This window comes from Mycobacterium colombiense, assembly GCF_001953985.1.
GTDB classification, from domain to species: Bacteria; Actinomycetota; Actinomycetes; order Mycobacteriales; family Mycobacteriaceae; genus Mycobacterium; species Mycobacterium colombiense_B.
Window position 1 is genome coordinate 39,701 of sequence record NZ_MBEI01000048.1, and the last position, 19,887, is coordinate 59,587.

Below are 19,887 nucleotides of genomic sequence, written 5' to 3' on the forward strand. Positions count from 1 at the left end.
CCAGCGGGCATCCGCCAGCGATGAGCGCACTACGATTCACCCGTTTGCTGGGGACCGCCGTGGCAACGGCCTGGGCGTGCATGGTCGGCGCGCCCCTCCCAACCGTTTCTGCCGCCCCGTGTCCTGACGTGGAGGTGGTGTTCGCCCGCGGTACCGGCGAGCCACCCGGCGTCGGCGGGGTCGGGCAGGCTTTCGTCGACGCGCTGGGGTCGCGAGTCGGCGGCAAGTCGGTCGGGGTGTACCCGGTCAACTACGCAGCCAGCGGCGATTTCAATGGCGGGATCGCGTTCGCCGCAACGGTCGTCGAGGGGATCAGGGACGCCGGCGCTCACCTGCAATCCACGGCGGCCAACTGTCCCAACACCAGAATGGTGCTCGGCGGCTATTCCCAGGGCGCCGTCGTGTCCGGCTTCGTCACGTCGGCCGCCGTGCCCAAGGAGGTTCCCGCGGAGTTTGCCTCCTCCGTGCCCCAGCCGCTCTCGCCGGAGGTGGCCCGTCACGTCGCCGCCGTGGTGCTGTTCGGAACACCGTCAAACGAGTTCTTGCGGGAAGCCGGCGCACCACCCATCACGATCGGCCCCCTATACGCGCCCAAGACCATTCAGTTGTGCGCGCCCGATGACACCATCTGTAATGGCGCGCCCCCGGGGCCGCCCGGCATCGCCCACACCGTCTATCCGGCGAACGGCATGGTCGGCCAGGGCGCGGATTTCGCTGCGAGTCATTTGTAGGCGTCGTGATTGGGTCAGATAACCGGTGCCATCCGAGGGTCTGGTGATTACTCCGCGTGAGGACTGACCCATTCAATACAGTTCCATTTCCAGCGCAGAACTGCCTGGACCGTAGGGCGCTCGCCTCTCGCGGTCACCGTTACGCAGCGCCTAGTACGCGAGCGCGCTCTCGAATGCCTTCCGCGTTGCTTTGATGACGCCTCGTGCCATTAGGAAGTTCCCGCCGCCACCAATGGCGACTCCGATGCCGAACGGAGCCGCTCGGCCAAGCACGATGATTCCCCGCTTCGTCCCGTACTTGGTAATGAAATGCGCTCCAAGTAACCGATTGATACGGCGGATCGTCTCCATTGGAACCGCCTGGACGCCACGAGCGCCAAGTGAGATCCGGTTCTCCCCGCAGCTTTGGACATGCCGCCTGCCATCCCGCCGCCCGCTAAGACCATCAAGAGCAGAGCCCGTTGCCGCTCGTAATTTTCCACGCGTATCCCGTAGACACTCGCCACGGCCAACACGTGCGCGGCGCTCGCAGTAAGGAAAAAGCATGGCTACAACTCATGAGCTTGGTGGTCATGTCGAGGACCACGGCACGACAAGCTCACCGTCACCTTGGAGCTGCCGGATACCGGCGGGCTGTACCGCTTCAGCAACGTCACCTACCGCGGAGTCCAGATCGGCAAGGTGACCGCGGTCGGACCGACGGCGACTGGCGCGAAAGCCACACTGCAGCTTGATAGTTCGCCGAAGATCCCTGCCGACGTGCACGCGGCGGTGCGCAGCATGTCGGCGGTCGGCGAGCAATACGTGGATCTGGTACCTCGCTCGGAATTGGGACCTTACCTGCGCGACGGGTCGGTGATCGCCGCGCGCGACACCAGCATTCCACGGCCGGTGGGGCCGATGCTGGACAAGCTCAGCGCGTTGGTCAAGAGCATCCCCAAAGACAAGCCGTCGCAGCTCCTCGACGAGTCGTTCTCCGCGTTCAACGGTGCGGGTTATGACCTGGAGTGGCTGCTCGACTCGTCGGGCAAGCTCTCGCGCGACCCGACCGGCGCTGTCGACCACACCCGTGTGCTGGTCGACGACGGCGTGCCGTTCCTGGACGCGCAGGCCCAGACCGCCGACAAGACGCGACGGTAGGCGCACACCCTGGCCGGCTTCACCGACCAGATGGTGTCCGACGATGCGCAGTTCCGCAAGCTCCTGCACACCGGACCTGGCTTCGAGCAAGAGGACTCGCGGCTTTTGGACCAGCTGAAGCCGACCCTGCCGGTGTTCCTGGCAACCTGAGCACCGTCGGGCAGATCGGCGTGACCTACCACCCGGCGCTGGAACAGCTGCTGGTGCTGCTCCCCCGTCGGTCGCGGCCTACGGGTCTTACGGCGTCACCAACAACCCCACCTGCCTGGCGGTCGGCGGCTTCACGCTAACCATCGCCGACCCGCCGGCGTGCACGGTGGGCTTCCTGCCGCCGTCGCAACGGCGCTCGCCCGCCGACACAAGCGAGGCCGACACCCCCGACAACCTCTACTGCAAGCTTCCGCAGGACTCGCCGATCAGCGTGCGCCGCGCGCGGAGCTATCCCTGCATGAACAAGCCCGGAAAGCGCGCTCCCACAGTCGAAATCTGCAGCAGCGCGATAATGAGTACGTGCCTTTTGGCGCAGAGGCAGCACGCGCTGGGGCCGTATCCGCTCGAACCGAACCTGCTGTCGCAGGGTCTGCCGCCGGATGACCGGGCTGGTATCGAGGACAGGACTTTTGGGCCCGTGGAGGGGACACCCTTGCCGCCCGGGGCGGCGCCCGCTGGAACTCCGCCAGGGCGGCCAGCCCGGGTTCGCTTAACCAACCGCCGACAGCGCCGCAGGCGGTCGCCGCGCCAGCGGCGCCAAGCGCGTTCAACTCCAACGGTTCTGGTGTGTCGCCTTCGGTTGCTGTGCTGCATTACGATCCGCGGACGGGAAGGTATGTCGCGCCCGATGGGCAGATGTATCGGCATTCGAATCTGGTGCGTGCGCAGCACCGAAGACGTGGAAGGACATATTGGCTCCGTCGATTTGAGCTGGATTGGCTACACCTATGTTGTTTTGCCGGGTGAGTTCCCGTCGCGAAGGGATCGCGCGCTCTCGGTACCCGAGGCGGCGACCGCCACGGCCTTTCCACCACTCGGCTTTATTCGACTTTGGCAGTGGTCAATCGCCTGCATGAAGGACCCTGCTGTTTCAGCGCTTACGTGGCTGCGCACATCAATTACGACGGATTCGGGTCAGCCAATAACCTCACTTGCTGGCGCGCTTAGCTTTTCGCATCGGCGCACGCTGGCTTAGGGCCGAAGCGGCTGCTGTCTTGGACACCTTGCTCGTCCGGGCGTCGCGAAGGACCTTCGAGGCCGCGGCCGCCGCCCGTGCAGTGGTCTTGCGTCCAGCCATTTTCTTGCCTCCTGATCGAGTGAAATATTAGCCTCGGCTACCGATCTGGCCAGCATCACCCGCTTGGCGAGGTAGCCCTACCTAATACGTGCCCTACTGTGACAGGCTCGCGGTTTCCATCCGATCTAATCCGCTTCCCACATTGGAGTCCGTCAGACCTCCGCACTCACTAAGTAGGGGGACAAGCCGCCCGCGCGAACTCGAGCCTCGTGGAGGTCATCGTCAGACCCCGGTACGTAATCGGATAAGGGCTAGGAAACCTCAGCGATTAACAGCTAGGGAGGAGGTACGGTGTCGGAGGAAGACCTTAATGCGGCGTTTCTCGAATTGGTTGAGGGCGGCGGGTTCGACCGTATTCTGCGTACTTTGCGAAATCAGTGGGACCGGGTGCCACGCGAGACAATTTTAAACGCTGTTCGCGATGCAGCCACCGACGTAGTGCGCCGACATCGCGACGGCCAGGCCATTGATAACGTCGCCGCCCTAGTAACGACCATCGCGCGCCGCAAGCTCATCAAGATTTGGGACTCAATTCAGGAGGGCCGGGCCGCCGGATCCGCCCTTGAATTACAGGTTAAGCACCCCGAAGCCTGGCAACATGATGAGGAACGCATCGTCAGGGTGAAGCGTGCCGCCGATTATGTGCGCACCCTCGTTCCCCAAGTCGATAACGAGAGATACCGCCGTACCCTCTACGAGATGCTTGACGCCGCTGAGCAAGGCAGGCAGCTGATGCCAAAAGAGCTCGCCGAGATCTTGGACTGCTCCCCTAACACGGCGAGTAAGCAGATGGAGCGAGCTCCTGCCCGCCTACTCCCGATTCTGAAGGAAGCCGGCTTCAACACCGTCGGTGCACTGCTCCAAATACCGCCGCAGGCGACCGACAACTATTCGGACGATAACAAGGAGATCAAGAATGACTGATACGCCAACCGTAGACGACCTGAAGGCCTTATTTGATGAGGTGCAAGTATTGTGCGACACCTTGGACGAAGACCTAGCCGACGAATTTGATGGCATTGAGGATCGGTTCAGCGACGACGAGTTGCGTGAATTGCTGACCGCTGTTCTGGTCCTCATCCGATCTGGTGGGGAGCCTGCCAAGGCGGACCATGCCCAGATTGCCGACGACGTGCGTTCGGCCATCGACGCCGCAATCAAGAAGCGAAACCTGATGAAGGCAGAATGGGACGAATTTCCCGCGCCGTCGCCCGAAGAGGCGGGTCCGGCTGCCGGAACGGATAGCGAGCGCACGCACCTAGGGCTTTACGGTTACGACGGATTCGACGTTCGTCCCGCACCGACGTCGACATTCCTTGGCCGCTCGATTCCACTAACGGAGGGATTCGCCAAAACTCAAGACATCGAGTTTTGGCAGGAGAACAAGCGTCTGCAGATCGACCTGAGGAACTTCCGCCGAACGGAGAATCGCGACCCGGACCCCGAAGAGCTGAAGCGGATGCTCTGGCCGAAGGGGAGCACAGCGAAGGGCGACCCGTATGAAATTGGCGACTTGGCCGACGACATTGCCGCGCGTGGCGTTCACACTCCCCCAGTCATCGACTTTTGGGGCACGGCGTGGGACGGCAACAGGCGCCTTGCAGCGTGCCTCTACATTCTCGAGAGTGACGAGTACAACGATGTACAGAAAGAGCGCGCCCGCCATATTCGTGTCTGGCAGACGGGCGAGCACGCTACCAAGGACCAAATCGATGCGATAGTCACGTCACTTAACTTCGGTAAAGAGCTGAAAAAGCCCTGGCCCGAATACGTTCGGGCCCGCGATGTGTACGACGCTTACATCGATCTACGCGATATCGAAGCCAGCCGACGTACGATCACCGACCGCGACGAGACAAAGATCCGGCGTCGCGTTGCGGATAGGTTCGGCATTAAGACAGGGGACGTCACGCGCTACTGCAAGATGGTCACCTGGGCGATCGAGTTCGAGGACTACCACCGCGAGCAGGAACGGAACGAGAACGAGATCGAGTCCCGGACGGCCGATTTGTTTCAGTACTTTTACGAACTTGACGCCGGCGTTGGGGACGACAAACTTGCGCATCGATTTGCCGGCGACGAGGCTTTTCGTGCCATCGTTTTCGACCTGCTCTTTGACGGGAAGATCAAGAACTTCTCCCAAGTGCGCGAGCTGCGCCGCGTCTACGACACTCCTGCGGCGCTCGACATCCTGAAGGAGGCCCATGCACAGCCGCACACGGCACTTGGGCGAAAGGCCGTGGACGACGCCGTCTTTCTTGCCAAGCAGAAGAGCCAGGAGAGTCGGCGGGCCGGCAAGGGTAGCGAGCTGGCGTCCATCGCCAAGTGGCTGCGAGAGGATGTCACACTCTCGATACTTAGCAAGCTCGATGTGAATGTCCTGCGCGACTTCCGCGACGCCGCTCGAGCCGTAGACGGCATGATTACTAGCCTGGTTGACGCCGCTGCCGACGCGACCGTGGAGGCTTCGTAATGACACTCGCGGATGTCGGCGCGGTCGGGACTTCACTGCGATTCTCACCACGTCGCGGCGCCGACACCGCTGGTCTGGTACGTCACTTGCGAAGCCGAGTCAGGCCAGGCCTGGTTCGCCGGGATGGTAGCGGAGTCTTGGTACCAGCGCGAGACCTGCTGTGGCTATTAGATCCGAGCGAACAAGCTGCACTCGACGTGGCCTTGAACGCGGAGGCTGAACGCGCGCTCGAGGTACGGCGCCGGGCGTCCCAAGTGCATGACAGCTATCGCCGGCACGTTTGCGCATTGCGTGACGGTGGTGTCGATGAAGCTCGAGCCGAATTACAGATGCATCCGACTTGTCAAGGACTCGAGCTTCTTGACGACCACCAGATCGTCAACGTTGCGGCGATGACCGCTCCGGAGGGCTACGGGATGCTCCTGTTCGACGAGCAGGGCGCAGGCAAGACCGTATCAGTAATCTACGCGTTCGATCGCCTGGTCGAACTCAACGTGGTGGATCTAATGGTTGTCGTCGCCCCGAAGTCCATGGTCGGAGAGTGGGCAAACGCCATTGTTGAATTCATGGGTGACCAGTATGGTGTCGCGATCGTCGAGGGTTCGGCGCCCGAGCGTTTGTTGCGCGCCGACTCTGGTACCGACGTGCTGGTGATGAACTATGAGGCAATTCCGACCGTGCGCGACGTTCTCGTACGCCGGCTCCGGCGTCATCCGGATCGGGCGCTTCTTGTGGCTGATGAATCCTTCGCGGTCAAGAACCCCAATGCCCGTCGGACCAAGGAACTGGAGGGCATCCGCGATTGGTTCACGCGCGTCTGGCTGCTTTGTGGTACGCCAGCCCCAAACGCTGCCCACGACATCGTAGCCCAGGTAAGCCTTGTCGACTTTGGCGAGACCTTCGGAGGGTTGGACATCCCGAAGGACCGAGCACAAGCGCTGCCAGTCGTTCGCCAAGCGCTCGATACCCGCGCAATCTACTTGCGCAACCTGAAAGTCGATGTTCTGCCGGACTTACCCGAGCGCACGTTCACGCGCCTGACGATCCCCATGGCGCCAATTCAGGCCCAGCTCTATGACGCCGCATTGGGCACCCTCATTGCGGAGGTCGAGGCGCTCGATGACAAACAGTTTCTTAGGCAGCTTGGCACATATTTGGCTCGTCGGATGGCGCTGCTGCGCATCACCTCCAACCCCGCCGGGGTCTTCGACAGCTACGACGAACTGCCGGGTAAGCTTGGCGCGCTCGATGACCTTATCGGCCGGCTGGTTGATGAGGACGGCGAAAAGGTGGTGGTCTGGTCGTGCTTCACTTACTCGCTTAACGCCATCGTGGAGCGCTTCGGACGCTTCGGCACTGTCCGCTATGACGGTTCGAGCTCAATTGACGAGCGCCGCGCTGCTGTGCGGCGCTTCCAGAACGACCCAGATACTCGCATCTTCGTGGCCAATGCCGCCGCCGGAGGTGCAGGCTTGACTCTCCACGCGGCCCGCTATGCCATCTACGAGTCATTCACTAACCAGGCGGCGCAGTACCTTCAGAGCCTCGACCGGATCCACAGACGCGGCCAAACACGCGAAGTGGAGTATTTCGTTTTGGTTGCGGAGAACACCATCGAATCCATGGAGTTCGACGGCCTCGTAGGCAAAGAGGAGCGTGCTCGTGATCTCCTGGGTGACGCAATCCCGGAGCCGATCACCCGTACACAGTTCCTACAGGATCTGCAGGCAAACCGGCGGTGCGCGCCTGCCAGCGTGAATCGATGACGACGTCATTGGTCCGGCAGGGCGGGCCAACCGAGATACACGAACATCGGGCAGCCACCCTCTCAGCGATGGCAATGCTTTCCGGTTACACAACCGCGATCGCGACACTGCCCGACAGGTCGCGTCCGGACGTACTGCAGCTCCGTCCGACGGACAGAAGTTTGTTCATCGGCGATGCGAAAGCCACGGAGACACCCGGCAATAAAGAAACTTTCTGCCGGCTAGGTCGCTATGCAACCTTCCTAGAGGACTGGATAGGGGCGGGTGGCTCCGGAATCATTGCATTGGCCGTAGCGGGCATCGATGCCTTCGACTGGCTAAGGGTGCTACGGGATCTGTGTCTTCAACCGGCTGGCGGTAACCGGGTGCAGGGCCGAATCTATCGTGTCGATATCGCGACGACCGTCGTATCGCACCTCTTCACCGGGAAAATTGCCTAGAAACTGATCGAGGCTCGACCGGCTCGTCGGCTCGACGAATGTCGGTACCGTGCCGTACGGTCCGAATCGTGGCAAGGCGATCAGCAATACCCTTACGTGCAATTGACTTGTACTGCGGTGCAGGCGGTCTCACTGAGGGCTTCCGAAATGCTGGATATGAGGTCGGATTCGCTCTCGACTGGGACCCGGACTCGTGCGAGACGTACAAGAAGAACCACCCAGCCACATATGTCGCCAACGCCCCCATCACCGACTACACGCCGAAACAGATTGAGATGCTCGCGGGCGGCCCGGTGGATGTCGTGCTCGGCGGGCCAAGCTGCCAATCGTTCAGCACGGCTGGACGGCGGACGCGGTGGGTCGGCGAAGGTGACGCACGAAACGACCTCTGGGAGCATATGTTTGAAATCGTTCGTTACCTCAAACCTAAAGCCTTCCTCATGGAAAACGTGCCAGGATTGCTCTACTTCAAGTCCGGGTCGTTCGGAGAGAAGATCCTCAGGCGCTTCTCCGAGGAGGGGTACACCGTCCGCAAAGAGATACTGCTCGCCGCCGACTGGGGTGTCCCTCAGCGTCGCCGCCGCCTCTTCCTAGTTGGCATCCGCGGCACCACGGGGTTCAAATTTCCCGAGCCCACACATCTTGGAGGCTGGCGTCGCGACAGCCTCGAGCTATGGGAGCAGAAGCGCCAGGAGCGCGGTCTGTTGGAGCACCTGACAGTCTGGGACGCGATCGGTGACCTACCGAGGCTAGACGCCAGTCAAGGGCCCACGAATAAGTATGCTTTGAAGGCGAATGAGGCTACATCGATAGCTCTCACACTGCGCAAGGGCTCGCGCAGCCTTCGTGACCACGAGGTCTCCGCCATGTCTCCGGAAACTCGCCGGCTAATCCGCTATGTTCCTGCGGGGGGAACCTGGCGCGATATTCCACCACACCAGCTACCTGAGCGTTATTGGGGCATGCGACGGACGGACAGCACCAACCTACTCGGACGCCTCGACGCCAGCTTGCCCGCATACACGATCACAACGCAGTACAACAACGTCACTACGGGCTGCTTCACGCATCCCATCGAGGACCGCTCCCTGTCTGTTCGCGAGGGTGCTCGCATCCAGACGTTCCGTGACACATACGAGTTCATAGGCTCGCTGCACTCGCGCTGCCGCCAGATCGGCAACGCTGTCCCGCCTTTGCTCGCCCAGGTGTTAGCACATGCCATCGCCGTCCAGATCGGGGACCAACAAGCGGCTGAGGTGCACCCGGCCCCGCTGCCGCCGGTGCGCGGCGCGTGGGTGAACCACCCAGGTACCGCAGATCAAGTCACCCAAGCACGCAAGCGGCGCGAAGCTCGTCAGGACACGCTGGCCTCCCGCCTGGTGCAGGCCGAACTAATCACCAGCAAGATACCGTTCACGGTCACTGGAAAGGGATACAGTGTACCACGCGAGGGCGACATTCTCATTGAAAATTCCAAGATTGTGGCGATGGTGAACAGCTGCTTCTGGAACGGCTGCGCAGACCACACCAAGGAAACCAAGTCGCGTACGAAGTGGTGGGCCCTCAAAATTATCGAGAACCAAAAGCGCGACGCTCAGACCAAGGCGTACTGGGAGCGCAAAGGGTGGGATGTCGCTGTCTTCTGGGAGCACGAGCATCCGGATGACGTCGTCCGTCATCTACAAGAATTGGTCGACGCTAAGTCGCAGGCGGAAGGCGGCGGGTCGGTAACCCTGGCAGCGAACTAGAAGCGAGCACGGCCTCGTGCAACCGCTTCGATGGCGTTCGCCACTGACGCCGGGTCCAGGTGCGCCCAATATCGAAGAACCCGCCAACCCAGCGCTTCAAGCTGCGTCGTGGTGTCTATGTCACGAGCCGCATTTCGTGCAATCTTCTGCTCCCAGAACGGTGCGTTCGTCTTGAACACGCGGGTACCGTGCTCAGGACATCCATGCCAGAAACAACCGTCGATGAAAACGGCGATTCTCTGGCGGGTGAAAACGATGTCCGCGCGACGACGAATCCCAGGGGCAGGCCGCATGTCCACCCGATAGCGGAGACCGCGGGCGTGCAAGATCCGCCGGACAGCGATTTCGGGCGTAGTATCTCGCGACCGGTTCGATTGCATGATCTGTCGTCGAATTGGCGACGACGCCCACGATTCTTCATGACCCACATGACCACGGTGCCAGTCGAGGCGCTTCCATCCAAACGAGCGTCAACTCTGGCAAGAGCACGAAACGAACCTGACCTAAGGCCGCGCCGGCAACGCAGACAACCACCCATCCGAAAGCAACTCCAAAAGTTGCCCATCCGGATCGCGGATCATCGCCATCGCCTCACCCACACTCCCGTCGACCACCGCTCCCCCGAACTCCGCAACCCGAGCCAGCACGCCGGGAAGGTCGGACACCGAGAACGAAATGTGCGTCAGCCCGATCTGATCCATCACCCGCTCCGAGCCGGCGTGAACCTGACGCTTCGAGTAGTCCATGAGCTCGAGCACCAACCCGTCCCGCACCAAGTACGTCGCATGCACCCCGAGCGGCTCGGGCAGCCCCACCAGCTGGGAGGTCGGGCCGTCGGGCGGGTCGAGTTCCCACCAGAATTGGAACCCCAGCAGGCCCTCGTAGAAGCGGCGCGACCGCTCGCGGTCCGCGACGCATAACCCAACGTGATTGAAAACCGTCCGATGGCTCGTCATGACGACCTTTCCGCAGCAAATCGGGCCCAAGCGGCCATCCAACCCACTTCCAAACCGCTTCCACCACGCAGCTCAAACGCGCAATAATGCAAAGATAATAAGCGCACCGCCGAATAAGCAGATCACCTTCCGTTGGAGGGCTTTTCGATGGCCACACGTCCGAACGTCAGCGCAGACGCGATCGTTGACTTCGACCATCATTCCGATGCTTTCAATCTCAACGAGCTGGCCGTCAACGCCGACCTGCGGCAGCGATGTCCGGTGGCGTGGAACGAGAACTACGGCGGGTTCTGGTTCCTCAGCAGCTACGACGCCGTCAGCCAAACCGCCCGCAACGGCGGCACTTTCGCCCACAAATACGAGCCGAACGCCGCAGACGGCGTCGACTATCAGGGCGAGATGGGCGTCCCCCGCCCCGACGGCCAGCCGGCCCTGGGCATCGGCGAGGTCGACGGGCCCTACCACCAAGCGTTACGGCACGCGCTGGCGCCGTTCTTCTCCCCCGGCGCCGTCGAGAAACTCAAGCCGTTCATGGAGCAATCCGCGCATTGGTTCCTCGACCAGCACATCACCAAAGGGCACATGGACCTGGTGCTCGACTACGCCAGCCCGGTCCCGGCCATCCTGACCATGAAGCTGATGGGCCTGCCCTACGACAACTGGCACCTGTACGCCAACCTCTTTCACTCGGTCATGGCCGTCCCCCAGGACAGCGACGAGTACGCGAACGCGATCGCCAAAGTGCCCGCCATGATGGAAGAGGTCCTCGAGTTCGCCGCGAACCGACGAGCCGATGCCCGAGAAGACTTGACCAGCTTCCTTATTCAGTTCGAATTCGACGGCCAGCGCCTCACCGACGAGCAGCTGCTCAACATCCTGTGGAACCTCATCGGCGGCGGCGTCGACACCACCACCTCCCAGACCGCGCTGACCCTGCTGCATTTGGGCACCCATCCGGCAATCAGGCAGCAACTCATCGAGCGCCCCGAGCTCTACCGCACCGCCACCGACGAATTCCTGCGCTACTTCTCGGTCAACCAAACTCTCAGTCGCACAGTCACTCACGACGTCGTCCTCGCCGGTCAACGCCTCCGCAAGAACGACAAAGTCGTCATCAGCTGGCTGTCGGCCAACCACGACGAAAACGAGTTCGACCGCCCCGACGAGATCATCCTCGACCGCGCACCCAACCGCCACGTCGCCTTCGGACTCGGCCCACACCGCTGCATCGGATCGCACCTGGCCCGGTCGATGTCCGGCGTGCTGGTCAAGGCCGTCCTCGACCGCCTCCCCGACTACCAAGTCGACGTGGAAAACGTCCACCAATACCTGGGCAACCCGAGCATGACCGGCCTGGGCAGGCTCCCGGTCACCTTCACACCGGGGATCATCCGGGAAACGTCACGTCCGTGGTGATCGCTCAAAGTACTTGAGCCACAACGCCTGCGATGATGTCGTCGGGCGCCTCAACGATCCCGACTGCGGTCAGTTGGCCCCCGATGGCGAGTGACGCGATGCCGTGCACCAGCGACCAGAGCGGTGCGGCAACCTCTCGCGGATCCCGACCCTCGACGATCCCGGCCTCCTGGCACTTGGTGATCGCGTCGAGCAGGTCGCCGAACGCCTGCTCGCCGGCGACCGCCACGCTCGGCTGCTCGGCCTTCAGCGACTCCGCGCCGAACATGACCTGATAGTGGTCGGGATGGGCGACCGCCCATTGCACATACGCACGGCCGAGCTCGACAACCCGCTGCTTCGGATCCGACGCGCGGTCGGCGGCGGCGGTCAGGGCGGCGTGTAGGTCGTGGAATCCCTGTTCGGCGACGGCGGCCAGCAGCTCGGCCTTGTCGGCGAAATGCCGGTACGGAGCCGCGGCGCTGACGCCGGCGCGCCGCGCCGCCTCCGTGAGGGTGAATCCCTTCGGCCCCTTCTCGGCGACCAGCGATAGCGCGGCGCTGGTCAGCGCACGTTTGAGGTCGCCGTGGTGATAGCTCTGACGCCGCTTGACGGTCGTCCGCTGCACTGCCATGTTGACGACATTAACATTCAGGTCTATGTTAATGCTATTCACATCGGCGACCAAGGAGACGAAATGTCGAATCTGCTGGACACCACATCGACGCTCGCCGGCACCCGCGACCGGGAGAAGACCGCCGACCTGCTCGGTCAGGCGCTCGCCCAGGGCTATCTGCAGGTGAACGAGTACGACCAACGGCTGCAATCGGCGTTCCAGACGCACACAGCCAAAGAGCTACGCGAACTCGTCGCGGACCTGCCGCTCGATCGCATCCGGCGCCGCGACCCCCGACGCCGCACCGCTCGCCTCGCCGCCGCACGCCGCGGAGTGCGCGCCCACCTGGCCGCATATCTGGCCATGTGCGTCATCGTGCTCACCGTCTGGGCGGCGGTCGCCCTGACGACGGACGCCACGTACTTCTGGCCGATCTGGCCCATCCTCGGCGCGGGAATCGGACTCGTCAGCCACGCCATGTCGATCCCGCGCGGCAAGCAAAGCCATTGAGCACCAGCACTACTCGTGAGGAACAGTCATGAAGAACACGGCAGTGGTCACCGGCGCCAGCTCAGGTCTGGGCGCGATTTTCGCCGAACAACTGGCGCAGCGGGGTTTCTCGTTGGTGTTGGCCGGACGGGACCAAGCTCGGCTCGAGGCCGTCAAGCAACGGATCGGACAGGACACCGAGGTCGAACTGGTCGTGGGTGACCTCGGCACCGAGGACGGTGTCGAGGATTTGATCGCTCGCCTAAACGGGCAGGTGATCGACGTGTTGGTCAACAACGCGGGCTTCGGCACCTACGGCCCGTTCGCGGAAATCGACGCCGGTCGCGAACGCGAACTCGTCGCGGTCAACGTCGACGCGCCGGTGCGCCTGACCCACGCGGTCCTGCCCGGCATGCTGGCCCGGGGTCGCGGCGGCATCTTGAATGTGGCCTCCACCATCGCCTTTCAGCCCGGCACCTATCAGGCCACCTACGGCGCATCGAAGGCGTTCGTGCTGTCGCTGAGCCAGGCCTTGTGGGCCGAGACCCGCGGATCCGGCGTCACGGTGACCGCGCTCTGCCCCGGGCCCACCCACACCGGTTTCGTCGACGCGCTCGGGTCCGACGTCTCGCACACCGCCGTCTATCGGCACCTCGCCGCACCCGAACCGGTCGTGGCCGCCGGGTTGCGCGGTCTCGAGCGCGGCCGCGCAGTGGTCGTGCCCGGCTGGCGCGACCGGATGATGGTGACGGGCACACGATTCGCGCCCGGATGGCTGTCGGCGATCGTGAGCGGGCGGATGCTGCGACCCGCGGCGGCGGCCCGCGACGCGCTGGCGCCGGATCGATAGACGACTTTCAAACGCGCTAGCACATCCGCTAGCGCGTTTGAGAATCATGTTATGGTCGGAAAGCCGTTACTCAAGTGACGTATGAGGCCAAGACAAACTACCCCGTCGCACGCGGGTGAGCCGAAATCAACTGCCCGCGTGGTGATTACGACGCCGTGGCGTATTGCAGCACGCGTTCGGAGGAATCGACGTGTCCATAGCTGATGATCCGCAGCCGGTTCGGACGCACCTCGTAGACGACGCCGTCGACCGGATTGGTGACGTCGAATCCGTCCTCGACCTGCTCGGCATTGGAGAGTTCGAGGTGGGCGCCGTCGCGGATCCGCTCGCCGCGGTAATAGTAAGTGCCACTGAGGTTTTTACACACCACCGCCAGTGACTGCGCGGTTCGCACCACCAAGGCCGGCGGGTTGCCCGGGTCGCAACGGGCCGTCTCGCCCACGAAGCCCAACCCGTCGGCGCCCTTCACCGGACGCGACAGCGTCGGCGTCAGTGGCGGCGGCGAGGACGTCGAGGACGGCGGCGCGGCCGCCTGCGCAGTCGAAAGCGGCGGTGAGGTCGGACCGTTGTGATGAGTCCCGCCAACCAGATTCACCGACAACAGCAGCCCCGCGATCAACACCACCGCTGCCACAGCGGCCACCACGAGCGGGGTGCGGCCGATCGCCGGCCAGTGCCACGAGCGTTCGGGCGCAGCAGGCGACGAGGGGCCAACATCAGCGGGCTCCTCGAGTTCCGCAAGCGAGACGGTCGGCAACGGGCGCGTCTTGCGAGGGGGACCGCCTCGGCCGGCCGCGGCACCCACCGGCTCGTAGGCCGCGAACACCGCCTCGCTGGCGGCGCGGGCGAGCTCACCCGCGGACGCGAATCGCGCAACGCGCGGCTTGGCCATGCCCCGGGTGATGATGTCGTCGTACTCCCGGCCGACGCCGCGGCGCATGATGCTGGGCCGGGGCGCCGGCGCCAGCATGTGCGCGCGCTTCAGCTCCCCCGCGTCCTCGCTGTCGAACGGCGGCTGGCCGGTGAGGCATTCGTACAGCACGCACGCCAGCGAGTAGACGTCGGTCTGCGGCCCAACACGCCCGGTGGTGAATCGCTCGGGCGCCATGTAGGTTCGCGAGATGTTCTCGTCGCCGGCGGCCTGGGCGATGCCGAAGTCGGCGAGGTAGGTGAAGTGGTCGTGGGTGAGCAGGATGTTCTCCGGCTTGACGTCGAGGTGCACCAGCCCCTCGGCGTGCGCGGCATCTAAAGCGCGCGCCACCTGCGCAGTGATCGATGCGGCGCGCGACGGCTCCAGGCCGCCCTGCTCGCGCAGCAGATCCTTGAGGCTGCCCCCGTCGTCGACCAGGTGCATGTCGATGAAGGGCACCCCGTCGATCTCGCCGAAGTCATGCAGCGGCAGCACATGTGGTTCCTGCAGTCGCGTCACCTTGCGGCACTCGCGCCAAAGGCGTTGCTGGAAGCCAGGGTCCGCCGCCGTCTCGCCACGTAGTAGCTTGAGGGCGACCATCCGGTCCTTAACCGTGTCGTACGCGCGGTAGACCTCGCCCATCGCCCCGGTGCCGATCAGTGATCGCAGCTCGTACGGCCCGAACCGGGTACCGAGCCGCGAACCGCGGGACGAGGAGGTCACGTCAGCAATCCTTTCTCAAGACAGTCCAGCCCGCGAGTTCCCGAATCGGGCGTCGACATAACGTGGGCAGCCTCACGCGTGTCGCTACACCGAGACACCGCTGATGGCCGCTATTGTTCGCCGGCCGGCTGGCCAACAGGATCGGCCTGCACGAAACCGCGCCTTCCCTACCCTAGCGGCAACGACACCGTCCAGGCAGACCGAGCCACCGCCCCGAATACAGTGAGTAATTGTCCGGCACGTAAGCAGGTGAGGCCTTCGATGACCGACATGACGGCGCGGTTCGCGGAAATCGTCGGCGCGCACAACCTGCTTACCGGCGACGCCATTTCCGACGACTACGCGCACGACGAGGTGCTGACCAAGCCGCCGCAGAAGCCGGCTTACCTGGCCAAGCCCGCGACCGCCGACGAGGTCGCACAACTGCTCGAGCTCGCCACGGAAAGCCGGGTGCCGGTGACGGCCCGCGGCTCGGGCACCGGCTTGTCGGGCGCGGCGATCCCCTGCGCGGACGGGCTGCTGATCTCCTTCGAGCGCATGAACGCCGTGCTGGAGGTCGACGTCACCAACCAGGTCGCCGTCGTGCAACCCGGCGTGACGCTCTCCGAACTGGACGACGCGACCGCCGGCACCGGGCTGCGCTACATGGTCCACCCGGGCGAGCTGTCCTCGAGCGTCGGTGGCAACGTCGGCACCAACGCGGGCGGCATGCGCGCGGTCAAGTACGGCATCGCCCGCCACAACGTGCTCGGGCTGCAGGCCGCGCTGCCCACCGGCGAGCTCATCCGCACCGGCGGCAAGATCGCTAAGGTCTCCACCGGTTACGACCTGACCCAGCTCATCGTCGGTTCCGAGGGCACCCTGGCCCTGGCCACCGAGGTGACCGTCAAGCTGCATCCGCGCCTCGACCACAGCGCCACCGTGCTCGCCCCGTTCGCCGATTTCGACCAGGTCATGGAGGCGGTGCCCAAGATCCTCGCCAGCGGCCTGGCGCCCTACATCCTGGAGTACATCGACAACGTGACGATGGCCGCGCTGGTGCACACCCAGAACCTGGAGCTCGGCCTTCCCGACAACATCCGCGACAGCTGTCAGGCCTATCTGGTTGTGGCGCTTGAGAATCGGACCACCGACCGGCTGGACGAGGACGTCGAGAAGACCGGCGAGCTGCTCGCCGAGCTGGGCGCGGTGGACGCCTACGTGCTCGAAGGCGGCTCGGCGCGCAAGCTCATCGAGGCGCGCGAGAAGGCGTTCTGGACGCTCAAGGCGCTCAACGCCGACGACCTCATCGACGCCGTGGTGCCGCGCGGCGCGATGCCGAAGTTTCTGTCCGGGGCGCGCGGTCTGGCGGCGGCGGCCGGCGGCGCCGCGGCGGGCTGCGGGCACGCGGGTGACGGCAACGTGCACCTGGCCATCTTCTGCCCGGACGCGGCGATCCGGAAGAAGCTGCTGACCGACATCTTCGCGCTGGCAATGGAATTGGGCGGCGCGATCTCCGGCGAGCACGGCCTCGGCCGCGCCAAGGCCCCGTACTTCGTGGAGCTCGAGGACCCGGTCAAAGTCGACCTGATGCGCCGCATCAAGGCAAGCTTCGACCCGGCGGGCATCCTCAACCCCGATGTCGCGTTCGCAGCGGGCGACGCGTAAGCGACTAAATCGGCCCGGTGACCATCGGCATCAGGTAGTTGCGCACGTAGGCGCGGGTGTCGTCGATGGTGGCCAGATTGATGCCCGTGTGCGGGGTCACGATGAACGACAGCGTCAGCCGGGTGTGCAACTCGGCGACCGTGCGCAGGTGACGCTCCTGAGCCGCAGTGGTTTTCGACGTCCCGTAGAGTTCGGTGCGCAGCAGCCCCATGGCGTGTTCGGTGGCGTAGTCGAGGATAGCGCCCGCGTCGATGGTCAGGCTGGGCAGGATCGTCTCGGGCTCGGTGCGCAGCAACTTCTTGAGCAGGGCATGTTCGCGCATGAACGTCACCGAGAACACCGTGCTGTAGACCATCCGGTCTTCGAGCGTCTCGCCATGCGCCCAGGCCTGCGCGTCGCCCTCGAGGAAGCGGCGCGCTTCGGCGAGCACGACGGCGTCGACGAGCGCCGCCTTGGTCGGGAATCGCCGGTACAGGGTGGCCCGCCCGACGCCGCTGCGCCGCGCGACGTCTTCCATGGTGATCCGGCGCATGCCGACGAGTTCGGCCTGCTCGATGGTGGCGGCCAGGATGCGGGCGGTGATCTCGTCGGGGCTGACAACCTGGGCGAGGACAACGGGATCGGGTTCGGTGAGCCGACGGACGAACTCCGCCGTTCGCGTCGTTGTCATCGATCCCTCCTTGCCGGTTCGTCGGGGCCGTCGTATCGTAGCGATCGAAGCGCGTGAGACATTGAGAGTCTCATTGTATCGCATGTTGCATCTCTGGGAGGGATCGTTATGCGAGTCGGACTCAGGGCCCGGTGGGCGGCCATGCACGGCGTACCGCGGGCGTACTTCGCCGTCCAGGCTCGCCGCGGCGACCCATTAGCCCGCCTACTCCGCACCGCCACCTCGGGCGACGACCGCTACGCGCTCATGGAACAGATCAGGGCGCGCGGACCGGTGGTGCGATCCCCGTACGTGTGGGCCAGCGTCGACCATGCGGTATGCCGACAAATCCTGCGGGACAAGCGCTTTGGCATCACCGCTCCCACGGAGATGGAGCTACCCGGGCCACTGAAGAAGCTCATCGCGAAAACCGACCCGGGCGTGGCCAATCCGGTGGAGCCGCCCGCCATGGTGATCGTGAATCCGCCCGATCACACCCGCTACCGGCAACTGGTCGCCCAAAGCTTCACCCCGCGCGCAATCGACTCCCTGGACACCCGCGTCGTCGAGGTGACCATGGATCTGATCGACCGCATCGCCGCCACACCGCAGCCCGATTTGATCGCCGACTTTGCGACGCAACTGCCGGTCGCCATCATCGCCGAAATCCTTGGCCTGCCGCCCGATTCCTACGCCCGCATGCTGGGGTGGGGCCGCAGTGGCTCCCCGCTGCTCGACATCGGGATCGACTGGAAGACCTACCGCGACGCCATCGACGGCCTGCGCGGCGTCGACGACTACCTGCTGGAGCACTTCCACAAGCTGCGCGCCGACGCGCGCAGTGACAATCCGTTCGGCCGCATGGCCGCCGACGGCTCCCTGACCGACCGTGAGCTCACCGCCAACGCCGCGCTCATCATCGGCGCCGGTTTCGAAACGACGGTGAACCTGATCGGCAACGGCATCGTCCTGCTGCTGCAGCACCCCGACCAATTGGCGCTGCTACACGACAATCCGGACCTGTGGCCGGGCGCCGTCGAGGAGATCCTGCGGCTCGCCAGCCCCGTTCAGATGACCGCGCGCACCCCGAGTTGCGACGTCGAGATCGGTGGAGCCCACATCGCGGCCGGCGACATGGTCGGACTCTTCCTCGGTGGCGCCAACCGCGATCCGAAGATCTTCACGGACCCAACAAGATTCGACATCACCCGGCCCAACGTGCGCGACCATCTGGCGTTCGCGTCCGGCATCCACGCCTGCCTGGGTGCCGCCCTGGCCCGCATCGAGGGCGCCACCGCGTTGCGCGCCCTCTTCGAAAGCTTCCCCGACCTGCGTCTCACCGCTCCCCCGCAGCGGCGCGGGCTGATCAACCTGCACGGCTACACCCGGCTGCCAGCCCAACTCGGTGGCCGCAGAACGACTTCCGCCAAACTTCCCGTCTAAAGCTCAGGAGTTCGCATGTCCCCCAAGGATCACCCCAACAGCGCCCCCGGCCTGCCGATGCTGTTTCCCACCTGGATCGACCGGTTGCAGATGAAGTACATGAACCCGGTCATGCGGCGGGTGGCCCGCTTTCTGCCGACGTTCGTCGTGGTCAACCATCGCGGCCGCAAATCGGGCAAGCCGTACCGGACGGTGGTGAACGCCTATCGCAAGGGCAACGTCGTCGCAATCCTGTTGGGCCACGGGAAGACCGACTGGGTGAAGAACCTGCTGGCCGCCGGCGAGGGCGATCTGCAGTTTCGCAGTCGCGACGTGCACATCACCAACCTGCGGGTGCTGCCCACCGGCGCCGACGGCGACGGACTGCCGTTCGTCGCGCGGGTGGGGCTGCGCCGGATGGGGGTTCTGGTCGCCGACGTCGCCTGAAAGACTCAGCTACGCAACGGCTCTCGGCCGATCGCCGGCGTCACGGACGCGTCCACGTCGGTTTCTTCGTTGTCGGCGAGCCAGCGTTCGGCGTCGATGGCGGCAGAGCAGCCGCTGCCCGCGGCGGTAATAGCTTGGCGGTAGGTGCGATCCACCAGGTCCCCGGACGCGAACACCCCATCAATCGAGGTGGCCGT

At 64.3% G+C, this 19,887-nt stretch carries 17 protein-coding genes and 2 pseudogenes; 13 read left to right on the forward strand and 6 right to left on the reverse strand.

What is annotated here, in order from left to right:
• Window positions 1-20 precede the first annotated feature (20 nt).
• From A5732_RS11525 to dcm, 7 genes and pseudogenes are all read left to right on the forward strand, one after another.
• Window positions 21-731 (forward strand): cutinase family protein, encoded by a 711-nt coding sequence (locus A5732_RS11525; RefSeq protein WP_076102251.1) that lies wholly within the window; start codon window positions 21-23, stop codon window positions 729-731.
• A 594-nt stretch (window positions 732-1,325) separates the two neighbouring features.
• Window positions 1,326-2,791, forward strand: a pseudogene (locus A5732_RS11535) (MCE family protein); the annotation flags it as partial.
• A 659-nt stretch (window positions 2,792-3,450) separates the two neighbouring features.
• Window positions 3,451-4,083, forward strand: coding sequence for a hypothetical protein (locus A5732_RS11540; protein WP_076102252.1), 633 nt, complete (start codon window positions 3,451-3,453; stop codon window positions 4,081-4,083).
• A complete protein-coding gene (locus A5732_RS11545; RefSeq protein WP_076102253.1) occupies window positions 4,076-5,632 on the forward strand; it encodes a hypothetical protein in 1,557 nt (518 codons plus the stop codon). The genes A5732_RS11540 and A5732_RS11545 overlap by 8 nt, the downstream gene beginning before the upstream one ends.
• A gap of 254 nt (window positions 5,633-5,886) precedes the next feature.
• A complete protein-coding gene (locus A5732_RS11550; RefSeq protein WP_171975007.1) occupies window positions 5,887-7,398 on the forward strand; it encodes a DEAD/DEAH box helicase in 1,512 nt (503 codons plus the stop codon).
• A 68-nt stretch (window positions 7,399-7,466) separates the two neighbouring features.
• Window positions 7,467-7,838 carry a hypothetical protein gene (locus A5732_RS27025; protein ID WP_142256591.1) on the forward strand — a complete coding sequence of 124 codons (372 nt, stop codon included), beginning with the start codon at window positions 7,467-7,469 and terminating at the stop codon, window positions 7,836-7,838.
• Window positions 7,839-7,906: 68 nt separating this feature from the next.
• Window positions 7,907-9,586: a DNA (cytosine-5-)-methyltransferase gene (dcm, locus tag A5732_RS11555; RefSeq protein WP_171975008.1), complete on the forward strand. Its 1,680-nt coding sequence runs from the start codon at window positions 7,907-7,909 to the stop codon at window positions 9,584-9,586.
• On the opposite strand, the gene A5732_RS11560 is transcribed toward dcm, so the two are convergent.
• Window positions 9,583-10,014, reverse strand: coding sequence for a very short patch repair endonuclease (locus A5732_RS11560; protein WP_076102256.1), 432 nt, complete (start codon window positions 10,012-10,014; stop codon window positions 9,583-9,585). The two genes, dcm and A5732_RS11560, sit on opposite strands and share 4 nt — an antisense overlap.
• Window positions 10,015-10,089: 75 nt before the next feature.
• Window positions 10,090-10,542, reverse strand: coding sequence for a VOC family protein (locus A5732_RS11565; protein WP_076102257.1), 453 nt, complete (start codon window positions 10,540-10,542; stop codon window positions 10,090-10,092).
• 147 nt (window positions 10,543-10,689) lie between these two features.
• On the opposite strand from A5732_RS11565, the gene A5732_RS11570 reads away from it, so the two are divergent.
• Window positions 10,690-11,958 (forward strand): cytochrome P450, encoded by a 1,269-nt coding sequence (locus tag A5732_RS11570; RefSeq protein ID WP_076102272.1) that lies wholly within the window; start codon window positions 10,690-10,692, stop codon window positions 11,956-11,958.
• A 4-nt stretch (window positions 11,959-11,962) separates the two neighbouring features.
• Here A5732_RS11570 and A5732_RS11575 read toward each other — a convergent pair whose 3' ends face one another.
• Window positions 11,963-12,571 carry a TetR/AcrR family transcriptional regulator gene (locus A5732_RS11575; protein ID WP_436971821.1) on the reverse strand — a complete coding sequence of 203 codons (609 nt, stop codon included), beginning with the start codon at window positions 12,569-12,571 and terminating at the stop codon, window positions 11,963-11,965.
• A gap of 63 nt (window positions 12,572-12,634) precedes the next feature.
• On the opposite strand from A5732_RS11575, the gene A5732_RS11580 reads away from it, so the two are divergent.
• Together A5732_RS11580 and A5732_RS11585 are read left to right on the forward strand one after the other, a co-directional pair.
• Entirely contained in the window at window positions 12,635-13,063 is a 429-nt protein-coding gene (locus A5732_RS11580; RefSeq protein WP_076102258.1) for a DUF1707 domain-containing protein, read from the forward strand.
• 28 nt (window positions 13,064-13,091) lie between these two features.
• Window positions 13,092-13,892 (forward strand): SDR family NAD(P)-dependent oxidoreductase, encoded by an 801-nt coding sequence (locus A5732_RS11585; protein WP_076102259.1) that lies wholly within the window; start codon window positions 13,092-13,094, stop codon window positions 13,890-13,892.
• Window positions 13,893-14,037: 145 nt separating this feature from the next.
• Here the strand turns inward: A5732_RS11585 and A5732_RS11590 are convergent, their stop codons facing one another.
• Window positions 14,038-15,525, reverse strand: coding sequence for a serine/threonine-protein kinase (locus tag A5732_RS11590; RefSeq protein ID WP_076102260.1), 1,488 nt, complete (start codon window positions 15,523-15,525; stop codon window positions 14,038-14,040).
• Window positions 15,526-15,786: 261 nt separating this feature from the next.
• Between A5732_RS11590 and A5732_RS11595 the strand changes: the two genes are divergently transcribed.
• Window positions 15,787-17,172 (forward strand): FAD-binding oxidoreductase, encoded by a 1,386-nt coding sequence (locus A5732_RS11595; RefSeq protein WP_076102261.1) that lies wholly within the window; start codon window positions 15,787-15,789, stop codon window positions 17,170-17,172.
• A gap of 4 nt (window positions 17,173-17,176) precedes the next feature.
• Here the strand turns inward: A5732_RS11595 and A5732_RS11600 are convergent, their stop codons facing one another.
• Window positions 17,177-17,842, reverse strand: a complete 666-nt coding sequence (locus A5732_RS11600; protein ID WP_076102262.1) for a TetR/AcrR family transcriptional regulator — start codon at window positions 17,840-17,842, stop codon at window positions 17,177-17,179.
• 108 nt (window positions 17,843-17,950) lie between these two features.
• On the opposite strand from A5732_RS11600, the gene A5732_RS11605 reads away from it, so the two are divergent.
• Window positions 17,951-19,264 (forward strand): cytochrome P450, encoded by a 1,314-nt coding sequence (locus A5732_RS11605; RefSeq protein WP_076102263.1) that lies wholly within the window; start codon window positions 17,951-17,953, stop codon window positions 19,262-19,264.
• A 15-nt stretch (window positions 19,265-19,279) separates the two neighbouring features.
• On the forward strand, window positions 19,280-19,690 hold the full coding sequence (locus tag A5732_RS11610; RefSeq protein WP_076102264.1) for a nitroreductase family deazaflavin-dependent oxidoreductase: 411 nt from the start codon (window positions 19,280-19,282) through the stop codon (window positions 19,688-19,690).
• A gap of 5 nt (window positions 19,691-19,695) precedes the next feature.
• Here the strand turns inward: A5732_RS11610 and A5732_RS11615 are convergent.
• Window positions 19,696-19,887, reverse strand: a pseudogene (locus A5732_RS11615) (thioredoxin-disulfide reductase); the annotation flags it as partial.